Source organism: Mycobacterium pinniadriaticum (assembly GCF_026242045.1).
GTDB classification, from domain to species: Bacteria; Actinomycetota; Actinomycetes; order Mycobacteriales; family Mycobacteriaceae; genus Mycobacterium; species Mycobacterium pinniadriaticum.
In genome coordinates, this window is sequence record NZ_JAPJDO010000013.1 from 1 (window position 1) to 15,747 (window position 15,747).

Here is a 15,747-nt window from a genome sequence, read left to right on the forward strand (position 1 = left end):
TTCCGGCGCTGGTGGTGTCGTGGCCGGCGCTGGCGACGATGACGTAGTAGGAGGCGGTGTCCATGTCGGACAGCGGCGCTCCGTCGATGGTGGCGTTGGCGATCGCCGAGGTCAGGTCCTCGGTGGGGTGTTCGCGCCGCGAGGCGGTCAGGGCGGCGAAGTAGTTGAAGAAGTCCAGCAGCACCGCGAGCATGGCGTCACTGGATTCATTGCGTTGAAACTCGGTGTCGTCGCCGCCGAACAGTTCTTGGGTCAGGCTCAGCATCCGGGGAAAGTCCGATTCCGGCAGGCCCAGCAGGGTCAGGATCACATACAGCGGGTAGTTGACCGCGATCTCCTGGGCGAAGTCGAGTTCGGGGCCGCGCTCGAGCATCTTGTCGACGTAGATCTTGGCCAGCTCGTCGCAGCGGGCTTTCAAGTCCCGCATCGCCTTCGGGCGGAACCAGTCCGCGCCGATCTTGCGCATATCGCGGTGGTGCGGGTCGTCCATGTGGATCAGTGTGCTCAGCCCGATCCCGGCTTCGCGGTCGGCGCGCAGTTTGTCGTCGAGTTCGGTCGCCACGAGGATCGACCGAGGATCGTTGGTGAACAGGTCGTTCTGCCGCTCGATGTCCATGATGTCGGCGTGTTTGGTGATCGCCCAGAACGGCCGATACCCCTCCACGTCGACCCACGACACCGGAGCGTGGGCACGCAGGTGCGCCAGCGCCGTATGGAGCGCCGATTCGTCCGTGTAGGACGTCGGTTCGGCCAGAACACGGGCCGCGTCATCCATGATCCGTGCGGTCATCGGTCACTCCCTTGCGCCGAGCGGGTAATCTAGAACGGTCTCGTTCTAGATTATGGCGCGCACCACAAAGGGGTCAAGATGGTCTCGTGACGGTCGAAGGACGCACCTACGGAGGGCTGAGTCCCCGGCAACGCTCGCAGGAACGCCGCGAGCGTCTGCTCGAGGCCGCGCGCGCCCTGATCGCCGAACACGGCGTGGCGGCGCTGACCGTCGACGTGGTCTGCCAGCGCGCGAAATTGAGCAAGCGGTACTTCTACACCGAGTTCGCCACCAAAGACGACCTGCTCGACGCTTGCGCCGACGAGCTGTACGTCCGGCTCAAAGCGGCGATGGAGACCGTGCTGAGCACCACCCCGCTAGCCGACCGAGCACACGGCGTACTCCGCACGGTGGTGCACACATTGGTCGTCAGTGCCGCCGATGCGCGGCTCTACATGGAGTCACCAGGGTTCCCGCGGCTACGCGCGCTCCAACAACGCGAGATCGGTGAGTTCACCGGCCGCATCGCCGCCGAGGCGATGCCCTTCACCGGAGCGCCGAAATCATCGGTCGACCGTCAACTCGTGACCAGGGCCCTGGTCACGGCGGCCACGGAGTTGATCATCGCGTGGCTGCACGGTGACATCGACACCGACGAAGACACCCTCGTCGAGACCCTGACCGCCATCACCGTCGGGGCGGCCGGAGCCATCTAGATGAGCTTCTCGCACGCGTCCGTTGTCGAGGCGGTCCACGTCAGCTCGCGGCTGCGCCGGATCAGCCTGCGCGTCGACGATCCCGAAGCACTGGCCATCCCGTCGGGCGGCGACTGTGCCGTCGGCGTCTATTTCGATCCGGGGTCTCCCGGCCAGGGACGAACCTATTCCGTTCGGCGCACCGACGGCGACCGGGTCGACCTCGACATCGCGCTGCACACCGGCGGGGCGGGCAGCGCCTGGGCACAGACCGCGACCACTGGAGATCGAGTCGGACTCGACCACGCCCGCGCGTGGTACCGCCCGCCACCCGCCGCGGCGTGGCAGGTGCTGGTCAGCGATCTCGCCGGCCTGCCCGCCACCGCCCGCATCATCGAGGAAACGCCTCCGGCCATCTCGACCACCGTGATCGTCGAGACCGTCGACCATCATGACCTCGACTACCTGCCCGCCGGCCCCGGCGTCACCCTCGTTGCCAGCCTGGGCACCGGAAACGGCCTCGCGCCGAGCCGGCTCCCCGAATTGGTGCGACAGGCCGACCTGCCGACACCCGGCTACTGCTGGTACGCCGGCGAAGCCGCGGGATCGCGCCAGGTCCGCAAGTACCTGCGCGGCCGGGGCTGGACCCGCGACCACTACGACATCAGCGGGTACTGGCGATTCGACTCCGAAACATGGGACGCCAAGTTCGCCCTGGTCGGCGACGAGATCGCGGGTGTGTACCACCGGGCGATCGCCGCAGGCAGGGACGACAAAGTGGCAGCCGAGGAGTTTGACGACGCGCTCGAACAAGCCGGCCTCTGAACACGGTCACGACCTCGACACAGGGTGACCCCGGCGTGGCCTATTTGTGATGTGCATCACCTATACTGAGAATGATGAGCCAGATCACAACCGGAGGTGTTCGATGATCGGCATGGAACGTTCGAGAAGGTCGACACCCGTGCCGCTCTCGTCCGGTGCGATCAATCCACATCGCGGGCTGATGGCCGTCCTGATGGTCGTCATCTTCATCGCCGCCGTGGTCGGCGTGGTGGTGGCGCTATCGATGGGTCACGCGGCGTTCGTGCTGAGCATCGTGCTCATTGCGTTCGGATTGATCGCAGCCGCCGCCATCTGCTGACCGCGCCCCCGCCCACGACACCCGTCGCGTCGTGGTGGAACACCTGACAGAACAACGCCTTTGCCGCCGCACGGTGTCGGCCGAACGAGCCCAGGCGCGGATATCACCTGAAACAATCTGCATTAGTTCTGCTTAACCGTATGAAGCATATTTAGCTGTACTGATTCAACGCGGCTCCGTACGGTCGATCCCGTGACCTCGCCCCTGCTCGTCGGATTCCTGACCTCGTTCACCCTGATCGCGGCTATCGGCGCCCAGAACGCCTTCGTCCTGCGGCAGGGCATCCGACGTGAGCACGTCCTGGCCGTGGTCAGTGTGTGCGCGATCTCCGATCTGTTGCTGATCAGCGCCGGCATCGCCGGAATCGGCGCACTCGTGACCGCCCACCCCCAGATGGTCACCGTCGCCAAGATCGGTGGTGCGGGCTTCCTTTTCGGCTATGGGGCGCTCGCGGCACGGCGAGCGTTGCGACCGTCGACCATGGCACCGGCGCAAGACGGCTCGGCTCGCCTGATCTCGGTGGTATTGACCTGCTTGGCGATGACCTTCCTCAACCCGCACGTCTACCTGGACACCGTCGTATTGCTCGGGACGCTGGCCAACCAGCACGCCGACAGCCGGTGGTTGTTCGGCGTCGGCGCGGTGACCGCGAGCGTGGTGTGGTTCTTCAGTCTCGGGTTCGGCGCCCGGCGGCTGGCCGGCCTGTTCGCCACCCCCCTGACGTGGCGCATTCTCGACGGCCTGATCGCGGCCACGATGATCGGACTCGGCATCTCGCTGGCGGTGCCGTAGATGCCGTGACCTGACACGTTGTTGTCAGGCGGCGAGCCTGCTAATTGATGGTTGTCCGCCAAGGCGGCGTGGCTTCGTCGAGTGTGGTGGCGGCGAAGGGAGCTGTGCACACGCGCAAGTCTGCGGACGGCGGATGTTCTGTTCGGCGTCACGTCGCTCGTCGCGTCAGCCCGTCATCCACCGCCGCACCAATCGACAGCGGCACTGAAGAGTCCGAGGCTATGGCACGGTGAATGTTGTTGGTGGCCTCGACGTTACAGAACCCCTGGCGTCCTTCCGCATTCGCTACGCACATAGTCTCAACGGTATATCCGAGCCCGCCGGGGAGCCCGAAGGCAATGCCGTCGATGGCGGCCGCTTCGACAACGAAGTCCTCGGCGTCAGCGAACCCCAGGCGCAGGGTTCCTCCCCGATTACTGAATCCGTCGGCCTCTTGGCGAATCACGATGTCGACGTCACGAGCGCAGTGGACTCTACCGTCACGGATAACGATGCCGTCGCGGTGGAGGTGACCGTCCGGCAGGAGAATCGTCATCGCCGAGAAGCTCAGATCGGCACCGAACGTTCCGGCGAACCAGCGATGCGCGAGAACCGCCAGATAGTCACGCGGGCCCCACGAACGGTCGCGGAATGCCAGGGCATTCACTTCGTAGCGATCGCTTCCCAAGCGCACAGTCCCGGTGACCGTTCCGGCTCCTTCATAATGCGCGGTGGACGTGGTCGCCTGCGCGCCGTAGAACAACATCGGCCCCCAGCCATGCCATATGAGGTCGGCATCGCACTCCCGATCGCGAACCTTCAACTGCCATAGACCGTCGTCGAGGATCAGTCGTTGCGCATCGCTTACGACATAACCCCGACCGGTCGACGCAGCCCACGGGACGCTCCAGTCGAGGGCACGAAACCGATCTCCGGCGCGAGTGACGACACCGCACATGAATGCTGCGCTCTCACGCGCTGGGTTGACACCCAGCCGGTGGAAGCCGCCGATACCGTGATCGGTGTCGTACCACATCAGCCAGTGGCTGTCCTGGAAGGCCGGATCACCGTCGGCGTTGTGAACAAGGTCGTCGTCGGGATGGTAGTTCCTGGCCATGACTCCCTCGTTGCGTATGGCTTCACGATCTCGGTGGATCATAACAGCTATATGCGCATAATATTGGCGATGCTAGTCTGCATCCTGGTAGCGAAGGACGCACCGGAAGGTTGAAATGCGCAATCAATCACCTGAACGAACCGGGATGGACGCGGCGTCACCCTTGGCCCGGACCGTGGCCGACCTGACTCCGGAGTGGCTCACCAAGGTCCTGGTCGGCAGTGGTGCGCTGGACGGCGGGTTCGTCGACGCGCTGGACGTCGCCTTGTTGGGCACCGGCCAGGCCGGTTCCACCGTTCGCGTCGTCCCGCATTACCGAGGAGAATCGGCACGCGCACCTGAGTCAGTCGTTGTCAAGCTCGCCTCGCTGGATGAGACGGCGCGACGAACCGGTGTGATGATGGGCGTCTACGAAGCCGAAGTCAGGTTCTATCGGGAGTTGGCGGCCACCGTCGACATCACGGTGCCTGACTGCCACCTGGCCGAGATCGACCTCGAAAACGGCTGGTTCACCCTGGTGCTCAGTGATCTCTCCGCCGCAGCCGTTGTCGGCGACATGGTGCGCGGCGGTTCTGTCGACCAAGCCGCCACAGCCCTCGAAGAGCTCATCAAACTACAAACCCCTCGATGGGACGATCCGAAACTCGCCAGCCTGAACTGGCTTGACCCGCAGCGCACGAAGATGATCTTCACCGTATTCGCCCAATCGGTGCCGGTGTTCCTTGAACGCTTCGGGTCGCAGCTCGACCACGACGAGATCGAGCTCTGCGAACGGGTCGCACCCCGAGCACCGGAATGGTGCGATATCGCGTGGTCGAATGGCCCCTTCGTCATTCAGCACGGCGACTACCGCCTCGACAACATGCTGTTCGGGACAGCCGATTCCGCTCCCGCACTGACGGTCATCGACTGGCAGGCGAGTCGGCTTGGTCCGCCGCTGCTGGACCCCGCCTTCTACCTGGGCAGCTGTCTGAGCGTCAGCGACCGGCGCGACCACGAACTCGAGTTGCTCCGTGACTACCATGCCGGGCTTGTCGCGCACGGTGTGACCGACTACTCGTGGAACCGCTGCTGGGACGACTACCGCCTACAATGCCTCTACGGGCTGATGGCCTGGGCCGGCAGCAGTACTCACGTGGAACGCACCGAACGTGGTGACGCGCTGTACTTGTCGGGCTTTCGCAGGCACGCCGCCCAGGCACTAGACCTCGACGCCGCCACGCTATTGGGATGACGCTCGTGGCCTCCGATTCGGGAGAATGAGGCGGCTGCGTTAGCAGGTCAGGTGTGCCCACGAGGAAAGCGCCTTGGCTGAGCACTTCGCTTCGGGGCCTGTGCACCGCACTAGAGCTGATCGACAACGACGAATCCGGGCCGAAGCCCGTCGCCGTCACCGTGGTTCAGATAGCAGTGAACCAGCGGAGCCATGTCCTGGATGACTGGGCCCAAGTGGAATGGTCTCCTGAATGACGGGTTCCAACTTGAACGCGCCGCCGGCATGGTGAGTGGCCATGGACGACTTCATCGCGGCGGGGACGACCGGACTCGGTGTCGCCCTGACGCCGTCTCGACGCCGGTCCACCTTCGGTCGTCGCGCCGGTTACTCTCCCAAGGATGGGCGACCGATGGACCAGACGAGGATTTCTGGGCGTTGCCGGCGCCGCGAGCCTGCTGGCGGCGACGGCCTGCTCCCCGGGCGGCCCCAGTGGGTCCAAGCCGGAGTCGGTGACCGTCAAACACGCCTTCGGTGAGACCACCCTGACCGCACCGCCGAAACGAGTGGTGAGTGCCGGACTCACCGAGCAGGACGATCTGCTCGCGGTCGGTGTGGTGCCCGTCGCGGTCACCAACTGGTTCGGTGACCAGCCGTTCGGGGTGTGGCCCTGGGCGCTGCCCAAGCTCGGGACCGCGCAGCCCGTTGTGCTCAACCTGGACAACGGAATTCAGGTCGGCGAGATCGCGGCACTCAAGCCCGATCTGATCGTGGCGGTCAACGCCGGCCTCGACGCCGACACCTACCAGAAGCTGTCGGCGATCGCGCCGACGATCGCCCAGTCCGACGGGGACGCCTTCTTCGAGCCGTGGAAGGACCAGGCCACCGCGGTGGGAACGGCGGTGTTCCAGGGCAGGCAGATGAAGCAGCAGATAACGAGCGTCGACGACAAGCTCGCCGAGGTGGCCAAGAACCACCCGGCATTCAAGGACAAAACGGCGCTGCTCTTGGCGGGCAGCTTCATCGGCGACGCCGTGAGCGCGACCCGGCCCGGCTGGCGCACCGAATTCCTGACCGCGATGGGCTTCCAGATTCCGGACACCCTCGCCACCTACGCCGTCGACGACCAGCAAGCCGCCATCCCCCGGAACAAACTCGGCGACGCGCTCGATTCCGCCGACGTGTTGATCTGGACAACCGAGAGCGACGAGCAGCAGGCCGCGCTGCTCGCCGATCCGGCCGTTGCCGCGCTGGACGCCCGGAACATTTTCACCGGCAAGGACCTCTCCGGCGCGATCGCGTTCGCCTCGCCGCTGTCCTACCCGGTGGTGGCCGACCAGCTGCCGGCACTGCTCTCACGCGCGCTGCGCTGACCCCCCGTGCTTGGATAGCAGCTGTGACGAGCAGCCAGGACACCGCGCGCGCCGACGCCCCGACCCCCGGATTCGCCCAAGTCGGCTCGCTCTACTATCCGGGCCTCGTCGCCGTGTTCACCGCCCTGGTGATCATCTCCAACGTCACCGCCACCAAAGGTGTCGCGTTCGGACCGATCATCGGCAACTGGTCGATCATCACCGACGGTGGTTTCATCGTCTTCCCGCTGACCTATGTGATCGGCGACGTGCTCTCCGAGGTATACGGCTTCAAAGCCGCGCGGCGGGCGATCATCCTCGGTTTCGCGATGAACGGGCTGGCCGCCCTGGCGTTCTGGGTGACGATCTACCTGCCGGCAGCGGACTTCTACACCAACCAAGAGCATTTCGAGAACGTCGTGCACGCCTACACCCAACTGATCGTGGCGGGTCTGGCCGGGTTCATCGTCGGGCAGACAGTCAATGCGTGGACCGTCGTGAAGATCAAAGAGCACACCAAGGAAAAGCATCTGTGGGCACGGCTGGTCGGCTCGACATTCGCCGGACAACTCGGTGACACCCTGGTGTTCTGCAGCATCGCCGCCGGTGCCATCGGCATCAACACCTTCGGCGACTTCGTCACGTATACCGCGCTGGGCTGGGTCTACAAGACCGCCATCGAAGTGGTGATGTTGCCGGTGACCTATCGGGTGATCGGGTACATCAAGCGCCACGAGCCGACTTACACCCTGATGGTTTGACGCGGCCGATATTTATGAGATGCCTGGCGCACCTCTGGCAGTGCTCGAAAACCCGCGGATCCGGCCCGTCGACGGATCTACCGTCGGTCAATGAGTGTGGCGACAGATCTCATGGTGTCCAACATAATCCGTGACTACGGCGACCAGGCGCTGCTCCTGGAATGCGAGTCGACCGAGCAGGTGCTGGCGGCGGCCGCGGCCCTGCGCCACGCGAAACTCCCCGGCGTGCTCGACATTGTGCCGGCGGCGCGCACCGTCTTGATCAAACTCGCCGATCCGCGATATCACGCGCCCACCCAGCAGCGACTCAAACAGATGTCTGCCGACTCCCCCGAACCGGGAACTCACCGGGGACCACATGTCGACGTGGTGATCGAGGTCGTCTACGACGGCGCCGACCTCACCGACGTCGCCACTCACACCGGCATGGACGTCGCCGGTGTGATCGAGGCTCACACCGCCGTGCCGTGGCGAGTCGGATTCGGTGGATTCGCACCAGGTTTCGCCTATCTGGTGGGCGGCGACCCGCGCCTGGCAGTGCCACGGCGCAGCGATCCGCGGACCGCGGTGCCGGTCGGGTCGGTGGGGCTGGCCGGCGAGTTCAGCGGCATCTATCCACGCCAGTCGCCCGGCGGTTGGCAACTGATCGGACGCACCGATGCGGTGTTGTGGGATATCGACCGGCCGCGACCGGCACTCCTGGAGCCGGGAATGTTGGTGCAGTTCCGGGCCGTCACCGGGAACTCGCGATGATCACGCTCGAGGTGTTGCGCACCGGCCCGTTGGCTCTGCTCGAAGACCTCGGCCGGCCCGGCCTGGCCCACGTCGGGGTGACCCGCTCCGGGGCCGCCGATCGCCGAGCACACCGATTGGCCAACCGTCTGGTGGCCAACCCCGACGACCACGCCACCGTCGAGATCACCCTGGGCGGCTTCGCCGCCCGAGTGCACGGCGGTGATGTCGACATCGCGGTGACCGGCGCCGACACCGATCCGGCGGTCAGCGGAGTTCCCTTCGGCACCAACAGCATTCACCATGTCCGTGCCGGTGAAGTGATCTCCCTCGGCGCTCCCCACACCGGACTGCGCAGCTATCTCGCGGTACGCGGCGGCATCGCCGTGGAACCGGTGCTGGGCTCGCGTAGCTACGACGTGATGTCGGCCATCGGCCCCCTCCCGCTGCGTCCCGGCGACGTCCTCCCGGTGGGTGCGCACACCACGGGTTATCCCGAACTCGACCAGGCCCCCGTCGCGGCCATTGCCGAGGATCTCCTCGAACTGCGCGTGGTGCCCGGCCCGCGTGACGACTGGTTCACCGACCCCGACGCCCTCGTGCACACCGATTGGATTGCCACCGACCGCAGCGACCGGGTCGGCATGCGGCTGGCCGGGCGACCCCTGGCCTACCGCTGGCCCGACCGCCAGTTGCCCAGCGAGGGCGCCACTCGCGGGGCGATCCAGGTGCCGCCCAACGGCCATCCGGTGATCCTGGGTCCCGACCATCCGGTCACGGGGGGTTACCCGGTGATCGGTGTGGTCACCGATACCGACACCGACAAGGTCGCCCAGATCAGACCGGGCCAGACGGTGCGGCTGCACTGGACCAGACCTCGTATCGCAGCGGGGAGCCGCGCGGGCTGGTAGAGCTGAGGGGGTGCACGCGCAGGTCCACACCGCCCGGCTGGTTCACACCAGCGACCTGGACACCGACACCCGCCAGAACGCTCAACACATGGTCACCGAGGCATTCGCCGCGTGGACCGACTTCACCGACTCCGATTGGGAACACACCCTGGGCGGGATGCACGCCGTCATCGCCCATCGCGGCGCACTGGTCGCCCACGCCGCGGTCGTGCAACGACGGCTGCTCTACCGCGGCACGGCGCTGCGCTGCGGTTACGTCGAAGGCGTCGCGGTGCACGAGGACTGGCGTGGCCAGGGGCTGGCCCACGCGGTGATGGACGCGATCGAGCAGGTGATCCGCGGCGCATATCAGATCGGAGCGTTGAGCTCGAGCCCGATCGGCGAGAAGATCTACCGCCCCCGCGGCTGGGTGCACTGGCAGGGCCCCACCTCGGTGCTGGCCCCCGGCGGCGTGACCCGCACCGCGGAAGACGACGGCTCGATCTTCGTCCTGCCCGTCGACATCCAGGTCGATCCCCAAGCCGAGCTGACCTGCGATTGGCGCGACGGCGACGTCTGGTAGCCCGGCCCCCTTCCGGAAAGGACGCCTCCCGTGAGCACTCCCCTACCCGCGGTCGATGCCTTGTCGCCAGATCAACGGGCCATCTACGACATGCTGCCGCTGGACCTGACCAGGGGACTCCTGCTGACCCGATCCAGCGCGGCACCCTATCTGGCGCTGGGACGCTCCTTCCACGACGGCCGGTTGCCCGCCCCCGTCCGGGAGGTGGTCATCCTGCGGGTCGGCGCGCTGACTCACGCCGCCTATGAACTGCACCATCACATCCCCCAGGCCCGCGCCTGCGGCCTGACCGACGATCTCATCGAGCGCGTGATCGCCGGCGATTCCGCATTCGACCGTCCGGAACTGGACGCACTCATGGAGTTCGTCGACCAGCTCGTCGGTGCGGTGCAAGGCCCGCCGCCCGATCTCACGACGGTGCAGACGTACTACTCACTCGGCGAGATCGCCGAGCTCACTCTGCTCGTCGGCCACTACGTGATGACTGCACTGTTCATCAACACGCTCGGCATCGAACCCGAAAGGCAGGGCAATGACGTCTGAATTCTCGAAGGGCTTGGTGGAACTCGGTTCAGGCGCCTACGCCTTCGTATCCGGAAGCACCGACTTCGGATTGTCGAATGCCGGGCTGGTGATCAGCGGCGGCGAGGCCCTGGTGATCGATACCCTCTACGATCCGCGCCACGCCCGGGAATTCGTCGACGCGATGGCACCGGTGACCGCATTGGCTGCCGTCCGTTACGTGTTCAACACCCACAGCGACGGTGACCACATCTTCGGCAACCAACTCTTTCCCCGAGATGCGGAAGTGATCGCGACGGCCGCCGCCGGCACGCTGATGACTCAGGACCAGGCCGACCAGACCGCCGCCGCGTTCGACCACAGCACCGATCCCGGATCGCCACTGCATCCCCTGGCGCCGCTGGGCCGTCCGTTCGACTTTCATACTGTGCGGGTTCGGGGGGCGGACACGGTGTTCACCGGCGACCGGACTCTGCGGGTCGGAGCCCTCGACGTGGAGTTGCACGAGTTGGGGCCGGCCCACACCGTCGGCGACGCGATCGCCTTCCTGCCCGAGCACAGGGTGTTGTTCGCCGGGGATCTGCTCACCCGCGACATCGTCAAGGTCGTCTGGTCCGGTTCTGTCGACAACTGGATCACGGCGCTGGAGCGAATCCGGGCAATCCGCCCCGAGATCGTCGTGACCGGCCACGGGCCCGTGCTGCGCGATACCGAGATCACGACCGCGGTCGATATCGGCATCCGGTTCTGGACGTATCTGCACGACCAGGCCCGAGCGTTGTTCGACGAGGGGGTTCCCGTCGACGAGGCGGCGACCCGCATCGACGTGGACGAGTTCGGCGACGCGGCGATGACGCTACCGACGATCGTGGCCGCGATCTACCACGATCTGGACCCCGACCTGCCGTTCAAGACGGTTCCGCAGACGTTGGAGTTCATGGCCGGCCAGATCGCGCGGATGACCCGGGAATCGGCCACCGGTGGCGGCAATAGATAGTGGACGGAATATAAAGCACCGACGCGATTGTTGGTTTTGGGCTGCTTTCATTGGGGTGACAGTTGATCGCACCGCAGCGATGCGTCACTGTGGACGCTGGACCAATTGCCCCGCAACACCTCTCAACTGAGCCGTCGGCACTGACAACGAGGTCAGCCACCGACCGCCCTGCACCGGATCACCAAGGCCGCCTGGCTGCGACACTCCGGTCCGGCCGACCGATTCTGGGAATTGGTTGTGAGATACCTGGATCGAGGACTGATTGCCACTACATAGCACGCGTGATATAGATACCGGGTGGCAAGTGAGCTGACCGATCGAAACGTCAGCGAGTGCGTCGGCGATGTCCTCGACCAGGCCATGGATCTGACGATCCGGTTCCTCAGCGACCGCGCCGACCTGAGTGCGTCCGCGGCTTTCACGTTGAACCGGGTGTGCCGCGAAGGGCCGATCCGGCTGACCACGCTGGCCGCCAAGGAAGGGGTCAGCCAGCCGTCGATGACTCAGTTGGTCCAGCGGCTGGAACGCGCCGGGCTGGTGACCCGGCTACCCGACCCCGAGGACGGCCGAGCCTGCCTGATCGGTATCACCGCCGCCGGTCAGGAATTGCTCGACGATCGCAAGCGCATGCGCCGGGAACGGCTGGCGGCCCTGATGGAAACGCTGACCGCCGAGGAGCAGACGCAGTTGTGGCTTTCGGCGCGGGTGGCGTTTCCACTCATCGGACGACTGGCCGCCAATGCGGACGATGCCGCATCCGCGCAGCGGCCGATGGATTGACGGAAGGTGTTCGGGTGAAGGCTATTCCGGTGGTCCGCGTGCTCAAACGCATGTGGATCCCGTTGATTCTGGTGGTGGTTCTGGCTGTCTCCGGCCTGGTCGTCTCGCGTCTGCACAGGATCTTCGCGTCGCAGGACCTGAACGCCGGCGCCGGGGCGGGCATCGAGATCGTCCAGTTCAACCCCAAGGTCATGGTCTACGACGTCTACGGCGCACCCGGGACCACCGCCCAGATCAGCTACTTCGACCCGGAAGCGAACGTGCATACGGTCACTGCCCCCCTGCCCTGGTCGGTGACGCTGTCGACAACCTTGCCGGCGGTCAGCGCCAGCTTGATGGCACGCACAGATGGCGATCGGATCGGCTGCCGCGTCACCGTGGACGGAACCGTTCGTGAGGAGCAATCGGCCAATGGCATCGAGGCCCAGACCTACTGCCTGGTGAAGTCCGCATGACCCATACGCTCGCCGAGCCTCAATCCGCCGCAAGCCCCAAGCGGGCAGCCATCCCCCGCCTGATCCGCATCCTTGCCCTGCCGATCATTCTGTTCTGGATCGCCGTCGCCGTCGGGGTGAACGTGCTTGCGCCCCAACTCGAGGTCGTCGGCGAGATGCACGCCGCGCCAATGGCACCTGAGGACGCGCCGTCGATGAAGGCCATGAAACTGATGGGCGCGAATTTCCAGGAGTTCAACTCCAACAGCACAATCATGATCGTCATCGAGGGGCAAAAGCCGCTCGGCCCGGATGCGCACCAGTACTACGACGAGATCGTTCACAAGCTGCACGAAGATCCCCAACACATTCAGCATATCCAGGATTTCTGGGGTGACACGCTGACGGCTGCCGGGGCGCAGAGCGCCGACGGCAAGGCCGCCTACGTGATGCTGAACCTGGCCGGCGAGCAGGGCCAGACCCTCGCCAATGAAGGCGTGGAAGCCGTCCGCAAGGTCATCAAGGAAACGCCCGCACCGCCCGGCGTGCAAGCGTATGTCGCCGGCCCGGCCGCACTGACTCACGATATGCACGTCATCGGTAACGCCAGCAGCGACAAAATCACGTTGATCACCCTTGTCGCGATCGCGGGCATGTTGCTGGTGGTCTACCGGTCGATACGGACCACCCTGATCCAGTTGTTCCTCACGTTCCTCGGGCTGCTGACTGCACGCGGTGTGGTCTCAATGCTGGCCCTACACGGCGCTTTCGGCCTGACGACGTTCGCCGGGAACATCCTTACGATGCTGGCCATCGCCGCGGCCACCGATTACGGTATTTTCCTCTTCGGCCGATACCGCGAAGACCGCGGCATGGGACTGGACAGAGATGACTCGTACTACGCCACGTTCAAGTCCGTCGCACCCGTCATCGTCGGTTCCGGCCTGACGATCGCGGGAGCGACGTACTGCCTCAGTTTCGCGCGCCTGCCCTACTTCACCACGATGGGTGCTCCCGTCGCGATCGGCATGCTGGTCATCGTGGCCATCGCGGCCACGCTCGGTCCGGCCGTGCTCTACCTGGGCAGCCGCGTCGGGCTGTACGAGTCCAAGCGGCCTCCGCAGAGCAGATTCTGGCGACGCGTCGGAACGGCGGTAGTGCGCTGGCCCGCACCGATTTTCGTGGCGAGCCTGTTCGTGGTGCTGATCGGCCTGGTGGCCATCCCCGGCTACAAGCCGGCCTACAACGACCGTTACTACCTGCCCCAGGATGCCCCGGTCAATCAGGGTTTCGCGGCCGCGGACCGGCACTTCACCCAGGCCAGGATGAACCCCGACATCCTCATGGTCGAGGCCGACCATGACATGCGCAATCCCGCCGACATGCTGGTGCTGAACAAGATCGCCAGCAACGTGATGCACACCGAGGGCATCGCGATGGTCCAGAGCATCACCCGGCCCTTAGGGATTCCGATCCAGCACAGCTCGATTCCGTTCCAGACGAGCGTGGCCGGCCAGACCACCAACATGAACCTGCCGTTTCAGCGAGATCAGCTGGCGAACCAGCTCAAGACGGTTGACGCGATGAACGTCTCGATCGACATCCTGGAGAAGCAGTACCAACTCTCCCTCAAGCAGACCCAGCTCACCCAGGACTCGGCGGCCAGGTCGGCGGACCTGCTCGAGACCACCAAGGAATTGCGCAACAACATCGCGAACTTCGACGATCAGTTCCGCCCCATGCGCAACTATTTCTATTGGGAGCCGCACTGTTTCGACATCCCGATGTGCGCCGCGGCACGGTCGTTGTTCGACTCCCTCGACGGGATCGATGCGGTGACCGACAAAACCGAAGGGGTGCAGGGCAACACCGACCAGCTCGCGGATCTGGCGCCACAGCTCACGGCGCTGCTACCGCAGACGATCGCGTCGATGAAGACCAGCCGGGACCTGGCGCTGGCGTCGTACAACTCGCAGAAGGCCCTGCTGGACCAGCAGCAGGCCAGTAACGACACCGCGTTGGCGATGGGTGAGAGCTTCGACCAGGCCAAGAACGACGACCTCTTCTTCCTGCCACCAGAAGCCTTCCAGAATCCCGACTTCCAGCGCGGGCTGAAGATGTTCCTCTCGCCGGATGGCAAGTCCACCCGCATGTTCATCACTCATGAGGGCGATCCGGCGACGGTTGACGGCATCGCCCGGGTCGACTCCGAGCGCAAGGCCGCGCAGGAGGCCCTGAAGATGTCCTCGTTGTCGAACGCCAAGATCCATCTCGGCGGGGTGGCGGCGACCTACAAGGACATGTCGGACGGCGCGCGGTATGACCTGCTGATCGCGGTGGTGTCGTCGCTGACGCTGATCTTCATGATCATGCTCGTCCTGACCCGCAGCGTGGTCGCCGCGCTGGTGATCGTCGGTACGGCGGGCAGCTCGATCGCGGCGTCCTTCGGCATCTCGGTACTGCTGTGGCAGGACCTGTTCGGGATCCAGGTGCAGTGGCTGGTCATGCTGATGTCCGTCATCATCCTGCTGGCGGTCGGATCGGACTACAACCTGCTGCTGGTCTCGCGCTTCAGGGACGAGATCCACGCCGGCCTCAAGACCGGCATCATCCGGTCCATGGCCGGCACCGGCGGCGTGGTGACCTCGGCCGGGCTGGTGTTCGCCGCCACCATGGCGGGAATGATGTTCAGCCAGTTGACGGTGCTGGCCCAGATGGGATCGACGATCGCCATCGGCCTGCTGATCGACACCTTCATCGTGCGCTCCCTACTGATGCCATCGATCGCCACCATGCTCGGTCGATGGTTCTGGTGGCCGCAGGTGGTCTATCCCCGCGGCGACAACCACTTCCGGGCGGCGAAGCCCCGGCCCACCGGCGACGAGTTGGACACTGCGGCGCTGCCGGCACAGTCTCAGTCGTAGTCGTTCACTCACGGCGAACACGATGCGGAACTTAAGCGTGGTCGACTCAAGTTTGTCTGGGTA

The 15,747-nt window shown here is 65.3% G+C and carries 16 protein-coding genes and 1 pseudogene; 15 read left to right on the forward strand and 2 right to left on the reverse strand.

Annotation, left to right across the window (positions count from 1 at the left end; all coding sequences use genetic code 11):
• Positions 1-790, reverse strand: a pseudogene (locus tag ORI27_RS16185) (cytochrome P450); the annotation flags it as partial.
• Between the two features lie 86 nt (positions 791-876).
• Here ORI27_RS16185 and ORI27_RS16190 point away from each other — a divergent pair.
• From ORI27_RS16190 to ORI27_RS16205, 4 genes are all read left to right on the forward strand, one after another.
• Positions 877-1,485, forward strand: coding sequence for a TetR/AcrR family transcriptional regulator (locus ORI27_RS16190; RefSeq protein ID WP_265998091.1), 609 nt, complete (start codon positions 877-879; stop codon positions 1,483-1,485).
• Positions 1,486-2,289 carry a siderophore-interacting protein gene (locus ORI27_RS16195; RefSeq protein ID WP_265998090.1) on the forward strand — a complete coding sequence of 268 codons (804 nt, stop codon included), beginning with the start codon at positions 1,486-1,488 and terminating at the stop codon, positions 2,287-2,289.
• Between the two features lie 139 nt (positions 2,290-2,428).
• Entirely contained in the window at positions 2,429-2,608 is a 180-nt protein-coding gene (locus ORI27_RS16200; RefSeq protein WP_265998089.1) for a hypothetical protein, read from the forward strand.
• A 192-nt stretch (positions 2,609-2,800) separates the two neighbouring features.
• Positions 2,801-3,400, forward strand: coding sequence for a LysE/ArgO family amino acid transporter (locus ORI27_RS16205; RefSeq protein ID WP_265998088.1), 600 nt, complete (start codon positions 2,801-2,803; stop codon positions 3,398-3,400).
• 148 nt (positions 3,401-3,548) lie between these two features.
• Here the strand turns inward: ORI27_RS16205 and ORI27_RS16210 are convergent, their stop codons facing one another.
• Positions 3,549-4,496 (reverse strand): DUF7064 domain-containing protein, encoded by a 948-nt coding sequence (locus ORI27_RS16210; RefSeq protein WP_265998087.1) that lies wholly within the window; start codon positions 4,494-4,496, stop codon positions 3,549-3,551.
• A 145-nt stretch (positions 4,497-4,641) separates the two neighbouring features.
• On the opposite strand from ORI27_RS16210, the gene ORI27_RS16215 reads away from it, so the two are divergent.
• From ORI27_RS16215 to ORI27_RS16265, 11 genes are all read left to right on the forward strand, one after another.
• Positions 4,642-5,730 (forward strand): phosphotransferase, encoded by a 1,089-nt coding sequence (locus ORI27_RS16215; RefSeq protein WP_265998086.1) that lies wholly within the window; start codon positions 4,642-4,644, stop codon positions 5,728-5,730.
• 380 nt (positions 5,731-6,110) lie between these two features.
• Positions 6,111-7,082: an ABC transporter substrate-binding protein gene (locus ORI27_RS16220; protein ID WP_265998085.1), complete on the forward strand. Its 972-nt coding sequence runs from the start codon at positions 6,111-6,113 to the stop codon at positions 7,080-7,082.
• Between the two features lie 23 nt (positions 7,083-7,105).
• Positions 7,106-7,822 (forward strand): queuosine precursor transporter, encoded by a 717-nt coding sequence (locus ORI27_RS16225; protein ID WP_265998084.1) that lies wholly within the window; start codon positions 7,106-7,108, stop codon positions 7,820-7,822.
• A gap of 90 nt (positions 7,823-7,912) precedes the next feature.
• Positions 7,913-8,575: a 5-oxoprolinase subunit B family protein gene (locus ORI27_RS16230; RefSeq protein WP_265998083.1), complete on the forward strand. Its 663-nt coding sequence runs from the start codon at positions 7,913-7,915 to the stop codon at positions 8,573-8,575.
• The gene (locus ORI27_RS16235) at positions 8,572-9,465 is read left to right on the forward strand and encodes a 5-oxoprolinase/urea amidolyase family protein (protein WP_265998082.1); all 894 of its coding nucleotides are present in this window, start codon (positions 8,572-8,574) and stop codon (positions 9,463-9,465) included. The genes ORI27_RS16230 and ORI27_RS16235 overlap by 4 nt, the downstream gene beginning before the upstream one ends.
• Before the next feature lie 10 nt (positions 9,466-9,475).
• A complete protein-coding gene (locus ORI27_RS16240) occupies positions 9,476-10,027 on the forward strand; it encodes a GNAT family N-acetyltransferase (protein ID WP_265998080.1) in 552 nt (183 codons plus the stop codon).
• A 30-nt stretch (positions 10,028-10,057) separates the two neighbouring features.
• Complete coding sequence (locus ORI27_RS16245) at positions 10,058-10,570, forward strand: carboxymuconolactone decarboxylase family protein (protein WP_265998079.1); 513 nt, start codon at positions 10,058-10,060, stop codon at positions 10,568-10,570.
• Entirely contained in the window at positions 10,560-11,546 is a 987-nt protein-coding gene (locus ORI27_RS16250) for an MBL fold metallo-hydrolase (RefSeq protein WP_265998078.1), read from the forward strand. The genes ORI27_RS16245 and ORI27_RS16250 overlap by 11 nt, the downstream gene beginning before the upstream one ends.
• A gap of 297 nt (positions 11,547-11,843) precedes the next feature.
• Positions 11,844-12,326, forward strand: coding sequence for a MarR family winged helix-turn-helix transcriptional regulator (locus tag ORI27_RS16255; protein WP_265998077.1), 483 nt, complete (start codon positions 11,844-11,846; stop codon positions 12,324-12,326).
• A 50-nt stretch (positions 12,327-12,376) separates the two neighbouring features.
• Positions 12,377-12,781: an MmpS family transport accessory protein gene (locus tag ORI27_RS16260; RefSeq protein ID WP_265998109.1), complete on the forward strand. Its 405-nt coding sequence runs from the start codon at positions 12,377-12,379 to the stop codon at positions 12,779-12,781.
• Positions 12,778-15,684: an MMPL/RND family transporter gene (locus ORI27_RS16265; protein ID WP_265998076.1), complete on the forward strand. Its 2,907-nt coding sequence runs from the start codon at positions 12,778-12,780 to the stop codon at positions 15,682-15,684. The genes ORI27_RS16260 and ORI27_RS16265 overlap by 4 nt, the downstream gene beginning before the upstream one ends.
• Positions 15,685-15,747: the final 63 nt, after the last annotated feature.

Coding starts and splice junctions, on each gene's coding strand:
- ORI27_RS16250 (WP_265998078.1), top strand. CDS start 10,560: ATGACGTCTGAATTCTCGAAGGGCTTGGTGGAACTCGGTTCAGGCGCC.
- ORI27_RS16235 (WP_265998082.1), top strand. CDS start 8,572: ATGATCACGCTCGAGGTGTTGCGCACCGGCCCGTTGGCTCTGCTCGAA.
- ORI27_RS16215 (WP_265998086.1), top strand. CDS start 4,642: ATGGACGCGGCGTCACCCTTGGCCCGGACCGTGGCCGACCTGACTCCG.
- ORI27_RS16230 (WP_265998083.1), top strand. CDS start 7,913: ATGAGTGTGGCGACAGATCTCATGGTGTCCAACATAATCCGTGACTAC.
- ORI27_RS16220 (WP_265998085.1), top strand. CDS start 6,111: ATGGGCGACCGATGGACCAGACGAGGATTTCTGGGCGTTGCCGGCGCC.
- ORI27_RS16195 (WP_265998090.1), top strand. CDS start 1,486: ATGAGCTTCTCGCACGCGTCCGTTGTCGAGGCGGTCCACGTCAGCTCG.
- ORI27_RS16260 (WP_265998109.1), top strand. CDS start 12,377: ATGTGGATCCCGTTGATTCTGGTGGTGGTTCTGGCTGTCTCCGGCCTG.
- ORI27_RS16265 (WP_265998076.1), top strand. CDS start 12,778: ATGACCCATACGCTCGCCGAGCCTCAATCCGCCGCAAGCCCCAAGCGG.
- ORI27_RS16210 (WP_265998087.1), bottom strand. CDS start 4,496: ATGGCCAGGAACTACCATCCCGACGACGACCTTGTTCACAACGCCGAC.